This window comes from Pseudomonas sp. LS44 (assembly GCF_024730785.1).
GTDB lineage: Bacteria > Pseudomonadota > Gammaproteobacteria > Pseudomonadales > Pseudomonadaceae > Aquipseudomonas.
Genome location: NZ_CP102830.1, coordinates 4,057,081 through 4,070,451, shown reverse-complemented (window position 1 = coordinate 4,070,451; position 13,371 = coordinate 4,057,081). Strand labels below are relative to the sequence as shown.

10 protein-coding genes are annotated in these 13,371 nt (G+C 64.9%); 4 read left to right on the top strand and 6 right to left on the bottom strand.

Features of this window, described 5'->3' with window-relative positions; genetic code table 11:
* Window positions 1-63: 63 nt before the first annotated feature.
* The 6 genes from NVV93_RS18285 to NVV93_RS18260 form a co-directional block, all read right to left on the bottom strand.
* Window positions 64-1,386: an MFS transporter gene (locus NVV93_RS18285; RefSeq protein WP_258252083.1), complete on the bottom strand. Its 1,323-nt coding sequence runs from the start codon at window positions 1,384-1,386 to the stop codon at window positions 64-66.
* A 50-nt stretch (window positions 1,387-1,436) separates the two neighbouring features.
* Complete coding sequence (gene dmpG, locus NVV93_RS18280; RefSeq protein ID WP_258252082.1) at window positions 1,437-2,465, bottom strand: 4-hydroxy-2-oxovalerate aldolase; 1,029 nt, start codon at window positions 2,463-2,465, stop codon at window positions 1,437-1,439.
* Between the two features lie 10 nt (window positions 2,466-2,475).
* On the bottom strand, window positions 2,476-3,405 hold the full coding sequence (locus NVV93_RS18275) for an acetaldehyde dehydrogenase (acetylating) (protein WP_258252081.1): 930 nt from the start codon (window positions 3,403-3,405) through the stop codon (window positions 2,476-2,478).
* Between the two features lie 37 nt (window positions 3,406-3,442).
* Complete coding sequence (locus NVV93_RS18270) at window positions 3,443-4,234, bottom strand: fumarylacetoacetate hydrolase family protein (protein ID WP_258252080.1); 792 nt, start codon at window positions 4,232-4,234, stop codon at window positions 3,443-3,445.
* A gap of 67 nt (window positions 4,235-4,301) precedes the next feature.
* A complete protein-coding gene (locus NVV93_RS18265) occupies window positions 4,302-5,075 on the bottom strand; it encodes a glucose 1-dehydrogenase (RefSeq protein ID WP_258252079.1) in 774 nt (257 codons plus the stop codon).
* A 34-nt stretch (window positions 5,076-5,109) separates the two neighbouring features.
* On the bottom strand, window positions 5,110-6,090 hold the full coding sequence (locus NVV93_RS18260; RefSeq protein WP_258252078.1) for a flavin reductase: 981 nt from the start codon (window positions 6,088-6,090) through the stop codon (window positions 5,110-5,112).
* Window positions 6,091-6,707: 617 nt separating this feature from the next.
* Here NVV93_RS18260 and NVV93_RS18255 point away from each other — a divergent pair.
* The 4 genes from NVV93_RS18255 (at window position 6,708) to NVV93_RS18240 (ending at window position 13,318) form a co-directional block, all read left to right on the top strand.
* Window positions 6,708-8,144, top strand: a complete 1,437-nt coding sequence (locus NVV93_RS18255; protein WP_258252077.1) for a coniferyl aldehyde dehydrogenase — start codon at window positions 6,708-6,710, stop codon at window positions 8,142-8,144.
* 81 nt (window positions 8,145-8,225) lie between these two features.
* A complete protein-coding gene (locus NVV93_RS18250) occupies window positions 8,226-9,914 on the top strand; it encodes a methyl-accepting chemotaxis protein (protein ID WP_258252076.1) in 1,689 nt (562 codons plus the stop codon).
* Between the two features lie 283 nt (window positions 9,915-10,197).
* Window positions 10,198-11,784 (top strand): amidase, encoded by a 1,587-nt coding sequence (locus NVV93_RS18245; protein ID WP_375162938.1) that lies wholly within the window; start codon window positions 10,198-10,200, stop codon window positions 11,782-11,784.
* A 346-nt stretch (window positions 11,785-12,130) separates the two neighbouring features.
* Window positions 12,131-13,318: an acyl-CoA dehydrogenase family protein gene (locus NVV93_RS18240; protein ID WP_258252074.1), complete on the top strand. Its 1,188-nt coding sequence runs from the start codon at window positions 12,131-12,133 to the stop codon at window positions 13,316-13,318.
* The last annotated feature ends 53 nt before the right edge of the window (window positions 13,319-13,371 follow it).

Below are 13,371 nucleotides of genomic sequence, written 5' to 3'. Positions count from 1 at the left end.
AGAGCATCGAGTCTGCCGCTGTCGCAGCCGGCAAGATGCTCAAGCGGGGCTTGTGCGCGAGGGTCAGTGGCTATAAGCAGGAAGGCTGCGTAACTCACCACGCGTCAGCTCGTAGGTGCGATATAGCAAGTACAGCGAGCCGACAACCGGCAGAATCACCAGCAGCAATGCATAGCGCAGCGACTCGATACCAAACAGTGGCTGCAAGGCATCGCTGAACAGGCCGGTGAGCAGTGGGCCGATGCCGATGCCGAGCAGGGTGGAGACGATGGTCTGCAGGGCCATGGCGGTGCCGCGCCGATTCGCTGGTACCAACTGGGTCACCAGATTGTACGAGGGCGCCACCCACCATACGGCGAAGAAGCTGTAGAGCGCGCACCAGAGCATGGCGCTGGGCACCGGCACGCTACCGATCTGTACCAGCAGCGCGCTCGGCCACAACAGGTAAGCGGTCAATGCCGCGATGGCGGTCAGGTGTCCAATTACCGGAATGCCGATTTGCCAATGGCGATTGCGTTGCGTCAGATGATCGCTCAGCCAGCCACTGAACAGCCCGCCGATACCGGCGGTGGTGCCGCAAATCACCCCGGCCAGCAATCCCGCATGTTGTAGCGACAGATCATGGGAGCGCACCAGAAAGCTGGTGTTCCACATGCCGATGGCATAGGAGCTGAGGGTGGTCAGGCCGCAGGCGAGAATCAGGCAGCGGTAGGCGGGCATGGCCCAGAGGTTGCCCGCTTCACTGGCCATGCCTTGCAGCGGGTGCGCCGCATGGGCGTTGGCCAAATCCCAGCGGCCACGCGCGGGCTCACGGACCATGAACGCCAGCAGGCTGGAAAACAGCAGCGCGGGCAGGCCGATGGCAATAAATGCCGTGCGCCAACCATAGTTGTCGACCACCCAGGCGCCGACACTCAGGCCGATGATGGCGGAGAAGGTCGGTGCAGCGGTGAAACAACTGATGGCGAACGAGCGTCGATGGGGGGGATATAGGTCGGCGATGATCGACATCGACGCCGAAGTGGTCGGCGACTCGCTCACTGCCACGAGCATCCGCGCGACGGCCAGCACCAGGAAGCTGCCGGCCAGGCCGCAGGCCATGGTAGCCAGGGCCCACAGCAGGCAGGACATGGCCAGCAGGCGAGTGCGCGGCATGCGATCGGCCAGGCGGCCGGCCGGCAGGGCGAGCACGGCGTATACCGCCGCGAAGGCCAGCCCGGAAATCAAGCCCATTGCCGTGTCGCCGACGCCGAACTCGAGCTTGATCGGCTCGATCATGACCGCCAGGATCTGCCGCCCGACGAAGTTGTCGGCAAAGACCATGGCAATCAGGCACAGCAAGCCATGGCTGCGCCAGCCGGCGGTCGCGGATTGCGCGCTGGACATAGGGAATTCCTTGGCGCCCGGTTCGAGGTGACTCGAACCGGGCACGACTCTTAAGCGCTGGCGCGCTGTTTGGCCAAGGTCATGGCGGTGTCTTCGATCATGTCTTCCTGACCGCCGACCATGCCGCGGCGGCCCATCTCGACGAGGATTTCCCGCGCCGACACGCCGTACTTCTTCTCCGCGCGCTTGGCGAACAGCAGGAACGAACCGTAGACCCCGGCATAGCCCATGGTCAGGGCGTCGCGGTCGCTGCGGATGGGGAAGTCCATGATCGGCACCACCAGGTCTTCGGCGACATCCTGAATGCCGAATACGCTGACGCCGGTTTCGATGCCCATGCGGTCGCAGACCGCCACCAGCACTTCCATCGGCGTGTTGCCGGCACCGGCACCCAGGCCCGCGCAGGCGGCGTCGATGCGCGTGGCCCCGGCGGCGATGGCGGCGATGGAGTTGGAGACGCCCATCGACAGGTTGTGGTGGCCGTGGAAGCCGATCTCGGTCTCCGGTTTGAGCACCTCACGCAGGGCGGCGATCCGTGCGCTGACGTCATGGGGCAGCATGTAGCCGGCCGAGTCGGTGATGTAGATGCAGTTGGCGCCGTAGCTCTCCATCAGTTTGCCCTGGGTGACCAGGCCTTGCGGGCTGTTCATGTGGGCCATCATCAGGAAGCCGACGGTGTCCATGCCCAGCTTGCGGGCGTAGGAGATGTGCTGCTCGGAGACATCCGCCTCGGTGCAGTGGGTGGCGACACGGATGGTGTTGACCCCCAGCTCATGCGCCATCTGCAGGTGATCGACGGTGCCGATGCCCGGCAACAGCAGGGCCGAGACCTTGGCCTGTTTCATCAGCGGGATCACCGCCGATAGGTATTGCTCGTCGGTGTGCGCGGGGAAGCCGTAGTTCACCGAGCTGCCGCCCAGGCCGTCGCCGTGGGTCACTTCGATCAGCGGGACGCCGGCGGCGTCCAGGCCGCAGGCGATGTCTTTCATCTGCTGCAGGCTGATCTGGTGGCGTTTGGGGTGCATGCCGTCGCGCAGGCACATGTCGTGGACGGTGATTTTCTTACCGTGAAGGTCCATGGGGTGCTCCTTAGGCGATGGCGGGTTGGGGGGCGCTGGCGCTGAGCGTCAGGTCGCCCTTGAGGATTTCCTCGGCGAACATCTCGGCGGTGCGCGCGGCGGCGGCGGTCATGATGTCGAGGTTGCCGGCGTATTTCGGCAGGTAGTCACCGAGGCCTTCGACCTCCATGAAGATTGACACGCGGTTGCCGTCGAACACCGGGCCGTTGACCAGCTTGTAGCCGGGCACGTACTTCTGCACCTGCTCGATCATCGCCAGGATGGCGGCGCTGATGGCGGCCTGGTCCGGCTCGGACTCGGTCAGGCAATGCACGGTGTCACGCATGATCAACGGCGGCTCGGCCGGGTTGATGATGATGATCGCCTTGCCTTTTTTCGCCCCGCCGACTTTCTCGACTGCCGCCGAGGTGGTGCGGGTGAACTCGTCGATGTTCTTGCGTGTGCCCGGGCCGACCGACTTGGAGGCGGCGGTGGCGATGATCTCGGCATAGGCCACCGGCTGCACACTGGAGACGGCCGCCACCAGTGGAATGGTGGCTTGGCCACCGCAGGTGACCATGTTGACGTTCATCGCGCCGAGGCTGAGGTTCTGCTTGAGGTTGACCGGCGGTACGCAGTACGGGCCGATGGCGGCCGGGGTGAGGTCGATCATCAGCACGCCCAGCTCATTGAGCTTGCGGCTGTTCTCGGCGTGGACATAGGCCGAGGTGGCGTCGAAGGCGATCTGGATACCGTCTTCGAGCACGTGTGGCAGCAGGCCGTCGACGCCGTCGCTGGTGGTCTTCAGGCCCAGTTCACGGGCGCGGGCCAGGCCTTCGGAAGTGGCGTCGATGCCCACCATCCAGACCGGCTCCAGCACCTCGCTGCGCTTGAGTTTGTAGAGCAGATCGGTGCCGATATTGCCGGGCCCGATCAGGGCGCATTTGATCTTTTTGCTCATGACATTGCTCTCGATCAGAGGAAGGTAGGCCGGTGGCTCAAGAAACGAAGCGCAGACGGGAGTCGCCCAGGCCGCTCAGGGTCAGGCTGATTTCGTCGCCGGGGACGACCGGCACCAGGGGCGCCAGGGCGCCGGACAGAATGATTTCGCCCTTGCGGAACGGGATGCCGAACTCGCCGAGGGTATTGGCCAGCCAGGCCACCGCGGCGCAGGGATGGCCCTGCACCGCCGAGCCCAGGCCGCTGCCGGCCGGTTGGCCGTTCTTCCACATCTGCAACTCGACTTTGGCCAGGTCCACCTCACGCGGGTTGACCCGCTGCTGACCGAGGGCGAAGACGCCACAGGAGGCGTTATCGGCGACGGTGTCCTGGATGCGGATCTGCCAGTCCTCGATGCGCGAGTCGACGATCTCGAAGCACGGCAGCACCCATTCGCTGGCGGCCAGCACGTCGTCGGCGGTGATGCCCGGGCCGTGCAGGTCTTCGCCGAGAATGAAGGCGATCTCGCCTTCGGCGCGGGGCTGCACCAGGTTGTAGGCGGCAAAGCTGACGTCACTGCCGTCCAAGACCTGCATGCGGTCGGTGAGGAAACCGAAGTCCGGCTGATGCACGTCGAGCATCTCCTGCACCGCGCGGCTGGTGACGCCGATCTTCTTGCCGATCACGCGCTCGCCCAGGGCTTCGCGGCGTTGCAGGAAGCGCAGGGAGATGCGGTAGGCGTCGTCCAGGCTGATGGCCGGATAACGGCTGGTCAGCGGGGCCAGGCTGTGGCGTTCGCTCAGGGCGCGGAACAGTTCATCGCCGAGGGCTTCAATCAGGTGTGCATCCATAGAGGGGTCGCTCTGTGGGGAGTGAATAAAAAGCCGAGCCGCCCGCAGGCGAGCCCGGCAAAAATGCTTAGCTGGGCCAGACGCTGAAGTCGGCGCCGCCATCGACCTCGAGGATCTTGCCGGTGACCCAGCCCGAGGCGGGTGAGGCCAGGTACAGCGCGGCGGCGGCGATGTCATCCGGCTCGCCGAGGCGCTTGAGCGGGGTGTTGGTTTCCATGGTGACGCGCATGGCATCGGGCATCACAGAGGCCAGGGCGTCGGTCAGGATCGGTCCGGGCGACACCGCGTTGACGCGGATGTGCGGGGCGAATTCCTGGGCCAGCAGGCGCGTCAGGTGGGTCAGCGCCGCCTTGGCCGTGCCGTAGGAGGTGAAGTGGCGCTGGGCGTAGCGCGCGGCCACCGAGGTGATGTTGATGATGTTGCCGCTGCCGGCCTCACGCATCAGCGGCACGCACAGCTGGCTCAGGGCGTAAGCCGAGGAGACGTTGAAGCTCATGACCCGCTCGAATTCTTCCGGGCTCATCTTCAGCGGGTCGTTCGGGCCACCGCCGCCGGCGTTGTTGACCAGGTGGGTGATTCGGCCGAGTTGTTCGCGGGCGTTGCTGACCAGGGCCTGGCGTTGTGCGCTGTCGGTCACGTCGCAGCTCAGGGCCAAGGCGCGCCGGCCACGGCTGCGGACTTCTTCGGCGACCGCTTCGACATCCGCCAGGGAGCGGGCGGTACAGACCACATCGGCGCCGGCATCGGCATAGGCGAGGGCAATGGCGCGGCCAATGCCACGGCCGCTGCCGGTGACGATGGCCACGCTACCGGTCAGGTTGAAGCGTTGCAGAATGCTCATGGCTGTCCTTGTTGTTCGAGTGGTTAAGCGTTGCTTAGCGCGGCGCCCAGAGGTCCGGCAGACCTGGGTCGGAGGCGTCGATCAGGCGTTTGAGCAAGACCTTGAGCGCCTGGGCGTCGCCGGCACCGAGCTTGGCGGCGATGTCTTCTTCCACCGCTTTGGCCAGGGCCATCTCCTGCAACGAAGCCTCACGGCCATTGGCGGTCAGCACATAGCGCACCTGCTCGCCGTTGACCTCGCGGGCCACCAGCTTTTGCCCTTCGAGGAAGCGCATGCTCGCCAGGCTGACGACCTGACCGGTGTACTCGACGAAGCTGTTGAGCTCCTCGAGGGTCAGGTTGTCGCGGATGCACAGCACCGAGAGGATGAAGAAGGCGTGATCGTCCAGCTGCTGGTTGGTCAGCAGGCGGCGCAGGGCATGGAGCATCTGGTAGTGCGCGCGACCGAGCAGATAACCGAGCAAGTCCTCGGTGTAGCTGCACTCGGGCGGTGGCGGAGTGGTGGCCAGACGCAGTTCGCTTCTCGGCTTGCGCGTGGCCAGGGCGTATTGGCCGCTCTGGAAGGCCAGCGGCGCGCGATCGCTATGATCGAACGCGAGCACTTCGCCGACGAAGATCACATGGTCGCCGCCCTCGTACTGGAAGGCCGTGCGGCACTGGAAGCGTGCCGTACAGTCCTGCAATAAAGGCGCCTCGCTGATCCCCGTGTCGAGTTCGACTTCGGCGAACTTGTCCTCGCCCTGCTTGGCGAAGCGCCCGGACAGGGTTTCCTGTTCGGTCGACAAGACGTGCACGTTCCAGTGCCGGCCATTGCTGAACACGGGTAGGCTGCGGGCGTTCTTGGCCAGGCTCCAGAGCACCATCGGCGGGTTGAGCGACACCGAGTTGAAGCTGTTGGCGGTGATGCCGACAGGGGAGCCGTCTTCGGCCTGGGTGGTGATGATGGTCACGCCCGTGGTGAAGGTGCCGAGTGCGGTACGGAATGCTTGGGGATCGAAACTGGTTTGCACTGCCATGATTGACCTCATGGATTGGATTTACGTGACGGCAGTATTCCCAGGCCCTGGGCGCGTGGCATCGTCTTAGTGGACTAAGAGCCTGGTTGCGATCTGCCGTACGTCGGCCAGGCGCTGTTAAAGATAGTCATGGCCCCGTTAAGTGTTGCGCCTCGCTTGTGTAGGGCGGGTTAGCCGCGTAGCGGCGTAACCCGCCAGCGGCGGCGCTTTGGGCATCGGTCTTCAGTCAGGTCGGTGGGTTACGCCTGCGGCTAACCCACCCTGCGAGCCTGCTTTCGATCTGCTGCGCGTCGGCCATGCGGTGTTGAAAATGACGATGTATCTGTTAAGTGTTCGCCACCACTTGTGTAGGGCGGGTTAGCCGCGTAGCGGCGTAACCCACCAGCAGTGCCGACCTGAGCATCAGTGTCCAGCAGGGTCGGTGGGTTACGCCTGTGGCTAACCCAGCCTACGAATCTTCAGTCAGCAGGCTCCAGGGAAATCCCGCCCGCCACTCGTCCGATTGGACGAGGCGCCGCTCGGGCATATCGGACTAGTTTCACCCAGGGTGCCGTCGGTCGTTGGCCATGGTGGGCAAAGACTGTGTTGCTGGCCCATGCATATTTCAGGAGGCACGAATGAGTTGCGCAATTTCATCCGTTGAGGGGCTGTCGGCCCTGTTGGCCGGGCAAAAGGCAGCATTTATCGCGGCAGGCGCGGTCAGTGCCGCCGAGCGCAAAGCGCGTATCCAGCGGGTGATCGACTTGCTCGTGCAGCACCATATGGCCCTGGCCGAAGCGATGGACGCCGACTTTGGCGGGCGCCCGCAAGGCTACTCGCTGATGAACGACGTGCTGGGCTCGCTGGGATCGCTCAAGCATGCGCGTGACCATCTGGAAGGCTGGATGCAGGATGAGCCGCGCCCCGCCTTCTTCCCCTACGATCAAATGGGCGCCGAAGCCTGGGTGATGCACCAGCCGAAAGGCACGGTCGGCATCATCGGCACCTGGAACGCGCCCTTGTATACCTTGCTCAGCCCCCTGGCTTGCGCCCTGGCGGCCGGCAACCGGGCGATTCTCAAGCCGTCGGAGGTGGTGCCACGTACCGCCCGGCTGGTGGCCGAGATGTTTGCCGAGGCCTTCGACCCTCTCGAGGTCGGCGTGGTCACAGGCGAGGCGGACCTGGCTCAGGCGTTTACCGCACAGCCGTTCGACCATCTGGTCTTCACCGGCAGCACCGCGGTGGCCAAGTCGGTGATGCGCAACGCGGCCGAGAACCTGGTGCCGCTGACTCTGGAGCTGGGCGGCAAGTCGCCGGTGATCGTTGGGCGCAGCGCCAACTTGGCCAACGCGGCCTCGCGCATTGCCATCGCCAAGGCCACCAATGGTGGGCAGATTTGCATCAACGCGGACGTGGTCTATGTGCCGCGCGAGCAGCTTGAGGATTTCCTCGGCGCCCTGGGTAACGCCTACGGCGAACTATTCCCTGCGGTGGCCGGCAACCCCGACGTGGTCGCCGTGGTCAATGCCCGTCATCTGGCGCGGGTCGAAGGTTATGTGCAACAGGCGCAGGCCGCCGGCGCACGCATCCTGAGCCTGCCGGAAACCCTGGCCGCTGACCCCGAGGAGCGTCGTCGGCCGCTGCGAGTGGTGATCGATCCGCCGCGTGACAGCCAGATCATGCAGGAAGAGATCTTCGGCCCGGCGCTGGTGCTGTTGCCCTATGACGAGGTCGACCAGGCCATCGCCGATATCAATTCCCGGCCGCGTCCGCTGGCCCTGTATTACTTCGGCGAGGATGCCGAGGAGCAGCGCCACGTGCTGGAACATACCCTCTCGGGCGGCGTCACCCTCAACGACGTGATGATGCACGCGGCCCTGCATGACGCGCCGTTTGGCGGTGTCGGCGCGTCCGGCATGGGGCATTACCACGGCCGCGAAGGCTTCATCGAGTTCAGCCACCTGCGCACCGTGTTCAAGGCTCCGGCTTATGATCCGCGCCGCGAGTGGGGCATGTTGCCGCCCTATGGTGAGCACTACCTGGCGGCGATGGTGGCCCAGATCACCCGCGACTAACCAGGCTTCAGACTGTGATGGTTCTGGCGCGTCCCTGCGCCAGGGCCTTCGCTTGCTTACCTGTGCGACGGAACGACACCCATGTTCAAGACGATCACCATTGCCCAGCGCCTGTGGTTCTGGGCGCTGCTTGCTAGTCTGCTGTTCTTCGCCGCCGTTGGTTTCGGCTGGTACGGCCTGCAGCTGGCGCGCGACAGTCTGAGAACGGTTCACGACGAGCACCTGACTGCGTTGCTCAGCTTCGGCGACATTCAGAAGCGTCTGGACGATAACCGGCGCCTGGCGTTGCTGGCCTTTCAGTACGATCCAGAAGGCCCCCTGGTCGTGGCTCACGACCGTCCGGTGGGTGCCACCCTGGACATCATCGAAGCCAATAATGGCGAAATCGCCCGTCTCTGGGGGCTGTACCTGCAGCGCCCACTGGGCGACGAGGAGAAGCAGGCGGCGGACGCCTTCAGTACTCACTTTGCCACCTGGCTAAGCGAGCTGGAGATGGCGGTGGAGACCATGCGCGTCGCCGACTTCAGCACGCGCTATGTGGTGTCCTTCCTGCGCCTGGGCGAGCCCGAGGGCGAAGCGGCCAGCAAGGCCCTGGCCAAGCTGCGGGCATTCCAGGAAGACGGTATCGCGCGCGCCTACCAGGCCGCGCAGCAGCGTTACCGCCTGACGGTGACGGTGTACCTGATGCTGGCGGTGTTCGGCGCGCTGGCCGGCAGCGTAACCGCGTATTCCACCTTGCGGCGCCTGAAGATGGCCTTCGCCATTGCCTCCGACAACTTGCGGGCGATCGCCCGTGGTGACCTGTCGAACAAGGTCGCGATGAGCGGGAACGATGAGTTCGGGCGCATGCTGGCGGATGTCGCCCTGATGCGTGACAACCTGCATGGGTTGATCGCCGAGATGCGCCAGCAGGTGCAACGCCTGAGTGTCGAGGCGCGGCAACTGGCGGGAACGGCCGCGCACGCCTCGTCGGCGGCGCAGGAGCAGGCCGCGGCGGTGGGCGGCATTTCTAGCGCGGTGGAGCAGTTGTCGGTGTCCATCAATGAGGTGGAAAACCATGCCGGTGCCTCGCGGCGGATCACTCAGGAATCCGCCGGCCGCTCCGGCGAGAGCGAGGGTTTCATCAGCGACATGGCCGAGGAGATGCACGGCATCGCTGCGGTGGTCACCGATACCGCGCAGCATGTCCGCGAGCTGGAGGCGTTTTCCGGGGAAATCAGCGGCGTGCTAAATGTCATCAATGCGGTGGCCGAGCAGACCAATTTGTTGGCCTTGAACGCCGCCATCGAGGCGGCCCGCGCCGGCGAGCAGGGTCGTGGTTTCGCCGTGGTGGCCGACGAGGTGCGCCTGCTGGCGCAGCGTACCGCCAGTTCGATTGCCGAGATCAGTTCGACTGTGACGCGGATACAGGAGGGCACCCGTGAGGTGGTGGTCGGTATGGAGCGGGCGGTCACGCGAGTGCAGGGCGGTGCCAACCTGGCGCAGAAGGCCGGCGCTTCGGTCGCGCAAATCCGTACCGGCACCGCACAGGTGATCCGCGCGGTGGACGATATCGGCGCGGTGCTCAAGGCCCAGGTGGAGGCGACCCGTGAGATCGCCCAGCGGGTCGAGGGGGTATCGACGGGCACCGGCGAATTGTCGGCCAATGCCGGCCGTAGCGCGGCGGCGGCGGTTGACCTGGAGCACTTGGCCGAGAGCCTGAAACAGCTTTCCGAACGCTTCAATATCGGCGCTGGAGAAAGCGTCGTAGGTGAGCGCGTGAGCGCTTAGCGCCTGTGCAAGGTTTCGAGAGACCGGCACCGGTCATTGCCCAGCGGTGGAAAATGCTGCGCAGTTTTCCACCCTACGCCAACGTTCAGGCTTTGTAGGGTGGATAACGCTGTGCTTATCCACCATTGCGCCGGCACGGAGCGGGCAGTGGAGAGAGCTTGCGCGAACTATTGGTAACACATTGATTTAATAGATATTTAAGTGAATTTAGGCGCGAGCCGAGTCTGTTTGTTCCTCCAACAATCACACAAGAAGCGGAGTTCAGAGCATGGACAAGAGTGTTATGCCACCAGTCGACGAGATCGCTGCAGCCTCGTCTGAATCTGCCACGCCAGCTGGCTGGCCGCGCCGCCAGGTGCTCAAGGCCGGCGCCGTGGCGCTCGGGGCCGGATTGTTCGGGCGGTTTGCCGATGCCACGGCCAGCGCCGGGCTCTCGGCCAGCGACTATCTGGGCCTCGACGCCTGGGCCATGGCCAAGGGGCTGCAGGCCGGCCAGTTCAGTGCCGAGGATCTGCTGGCGGCGGCCATGGCGCGCTGCGATGCGGTCAATCCGCAGCTCGGCGCGGTGAATATGCGCCATGACGACTATGCCCGGGCCTTGTTGCTGGCGCGCCGCAGCGCAGGCACTTCGGCCAAGGGCGCATTGGCCGGTGTGCCGATTCTGCTCAAGGATCTCAGTACCTATTTGACCGGCACCGTCACCAGCAATGGCAGTCGGCTGTTCAAGGACACGCCACCGGCGAAGTTCACCAGCACCCTGGTCGCCCGTTACGAGGCGGCCGGCGCAGTCGTCTTCGGCAAGACGGCCAGCCCCGAGTTCGGCCTGACCACCACCACCGAGTCGCAGCTCTGGGGCCAGACCCGCAACCCCTGGAATCTGGCGATGAGTGCCGGCGGTTCCTCCGGTGGCGCGGCTTCGGCCGTGGCGGCGGGCATCGTGCCGGTGGGCCATGCCACCGACGGCGGCGGTTCGATCCGGATTCCGGCGTCCTATTGCGGGCTGGTTGGGCTGAAGCCGAGCCGTTACCGCATCCCCAGCGGCCCCGGGCGCTTCGAGGGTTCGTTCGGCGCCAGCGTCGGTAACGTGGTGTCGCGCAGCGTGCGCGACACGGCGCTGTTTCTCGATGCCGGCCAGGGCCATGAGCCGGGCAGCCCGTATTGGGCTCAGCCGTTGGTGCGCCCTTATGTCGAAGAGTTGGGACGAGAGCTGGGGCGTCTGCGCGTGGCCCTGGTCCGCGAGTCGCTGACCGGCGCGCCGTTGGATCCGGCCATCGCCAAGGTGCTGGAGGAAACTGTGAAGCAGCTGCTCAGCCTCGGTCACGAGGTCGAGGAACTGCGTTTGCCGATCGATCCACGGCAATTGTTCGGCGCCCATGGTGAGGCCCTGGGTGCCGCGGTGCTGACCATGGTGCACGATCGCGAGCAGGCGCTCGGCCGGTCGCTGCGCCCCGATGAGCTGGAAATCGTCACCCACACGGTCCTGAGTAATGCGACGAAAGTCACCGGCGAGGGGTTGTACCGTGCCCGGCAATCGTTCGAGGCGATCAGCGCGACCATGGAGCAACAGTTCGAGCGCTACGACGTGATCCTCTCGCCCGTCACCGCCAGCCTGACCCCGGCGCTGGGCCAGCTGGCCCTCAATCAGCCCTACGAGAGTTATGCACAGAAGGCCATGGGCAGCGCTGGCTTCACCGTATTGGCCAACGTCAGCGGCCAGCCGGCGATTTCGCTACCGCTCGGCTGGAGCGACAACGGCCTGCCGGTCGGCATGATGTTTACCGCGCGGATCGGTGCCGAAGACCTGCTGCTGCGTCTGGCCGGGCAGCTGGAGCAGGCGCGGCCCTGGGCGGCCAGGCGCGCCGTGCTGTAAGAACCCGGTTCAATGTCCCGTGAGACCGGCACTTGGCATTGCCCAGCGGTGGAAAATGCTTCGCAGTTTTCCACCCTACGCCAGCGTTCAGACTTTGTAGGGTGGATAACGCTTTGCTTATCCACCATTGCGCCGCACGGCGCGGTCATCGGAGAGACCTTGAACAGGTCCTAGTGCCCTGAATTTGAAGTTCGTTTAAGAATTGGCGACAAAAGACGGCGCCAAAATTAAACAGCCAACTTCTGATTCAGGACACTAGTCCGCTTTGACGATGAACGATAAGTCGCCGAGTCCGATCATCAATCATGGCCCGCGCAACCGCGCACGAGATTGGGAGAACTGACGGATGGATAGCATGCGAGAAAAGACTCGGGACGAAATCGAACTGATTGAACGAGCGCGGCGCATGGTGCCGGCACTCAAGAGCCGCACGGCGCAAGCCGATCGCGACTTCAAGGTCCCCAACGAAACGATTGCCGAATTACAAGAGGCGGGCCTGCTGCGCGCCTTGCAGCCGAAGGCGTTTGGCGGCTACGAAGTCGATCCGCGGACCTTCTTCGAAATCCAGATGACCCTCGCCGAGGGTTGCATGTCCACCGCCTGGATCTACGGCGTGATGGGCGTCCACCCGTGGCAGCTGGCGCGCTACCCGATCGAGGCGCAGCGCGATGTCTGGGGGACGGATCACGGGACTCTGATCTCCTCCACCTACATGCCGGTGGCCAAGGTCACGCCGGTGGAAGGTGGCTACCGCGTCAGCGGGCGCTGGGGCTTCTCCAGCGGTAGCGAACACTGCCAGTGGTGCTTCCTGGGCGGCATCATTCCGCCAGAAGGCGAGCTGGCTGCCGAGCACGGTACTTTCCTGCTGCCACGCAGCGACTACCGCATCGAGCACAACTGGGACGTGCTGGGCCTGCGCGGCACCGGCAGCCACGACATCATCGTCGAAGACGTCTTCGTCCCGGCGCACCGCGTGCAGCGCACCAACAACTGCACCCTCGAGGCGACGCCGGGGCGCTTGGTCAACACCAACCCGATCTACGCCATTCCGTTCGCCCAGGTGTTCTCCCGCGCGGTGTCCACGTCGGCCATCGGCGCGCTGCAGGGGGCGATCAACGAGTTCTGCGCCAACGCGGCGGCGCACATCGGCAAGCACGGCATCAAGACCGCCGACGATCCGGTGGCGCAAACCACCGTGGCGGAGGCGTCGATCATCGTCGACAGCCTGCGTCTGGTGCTCGACCGCAACTACGCGCACCTGCTCGAACTGGCCAAGGCCGGGGAATATCCGGATGTGGAAACCCGTCTGCTGTATCGCTACCAGTCGTCCTATGTGACCAACGTCTGTGCCGAGAAGGTCAACGAACTGCTGCGCTGCATGGCGGCCTCCGGCCTGTACAACACCAATCCGGTAGCGCGACTGTTCCGCGACCTGCACCAGGCGCGCGGGCACATCGCCAACAACTACATGGCCTACAGCCGCAGCCTCGGCGCGGTGCAATTGGGCCTGCCCAACCCGGATCCTTACGTGTGATGGTGACCCGGGCCGGCCTGCAGCTGCGGTCGGCCCGACACCTGAATCCCCGG

Bases quoted from the DNA above. Each gene is read 5' to 3' on its own strand.
- NVV93_RS18285 (WP_258252083.1), bottom strand. From the start codon at position 1,386: ATGTCCAGCGCGCAATCCGCGACCGCCGGCTGGCGCAGCCATGGCTTG.
- dmpG (WP_258252082.1), bottom strand. From the start codon at position 2,465: ATGGACCTTCACGGTAAGAAAATCACCGTCCACGACATGTGCCTGCGC.
- NVV93_RS18275 (WP_258252081.1), bottom strand. From the start codon at position 3,405: ATGAGCAAAAAGATCAAATGCGCCCTGATCGGGCCCGGCAATATCGGC.
- NVV93_RS18270 (WP_258252080.1), bottom strand. From the start codon at position 4,234: ATGGATGCACACCTGATTGAAGCCCTCGGCGATGAACTGTTCCGCGCC.
- NVV93_RS18265 (WP_258252079.1), bottom strand. From the start codon at position 5,075: ATGAGCATTCTGCAACGCTTCAACCTGACCGGTAGCGTGGCCATCGTC.
- NVV93_RS18260 (WP_258252078.1), bottom strand. From the start codon at position 6,090: ATGGCAGTGCAAACCAGTTTCGATCCCCAAGCATTCCGTACCGCACTC.
- NVV93_RS18255 (WP_258252077.1), top strand. From the start codon at position 6,708: ATGAGTTGCGCAATTTCATCCGTTGAGGGGCTGTCGGCCCTGTTGGCC.
- NVV93_RS18250 (WP_258252076.1), top strand. From the start codon at position 8,226: ATGTTCAAGACGATCACCATTGCCCAGCGCCTGTGGTTCTGGGCGCTG.
- NVV93_RS18245 (WP_375162938.1), top strand. From the start codon at position 10,198: ATGCCACCAGTCGACGAGATCGCTGCAGCCTCGTCTGAATCTGCCACG.
- NVV93_RS18240 (WP_258252074.1), top strand. From the start codon at position 12,131: ATGGATAGCATGCGAGAAAAGACTCGGGACGAAATCGAACTGATTGAA.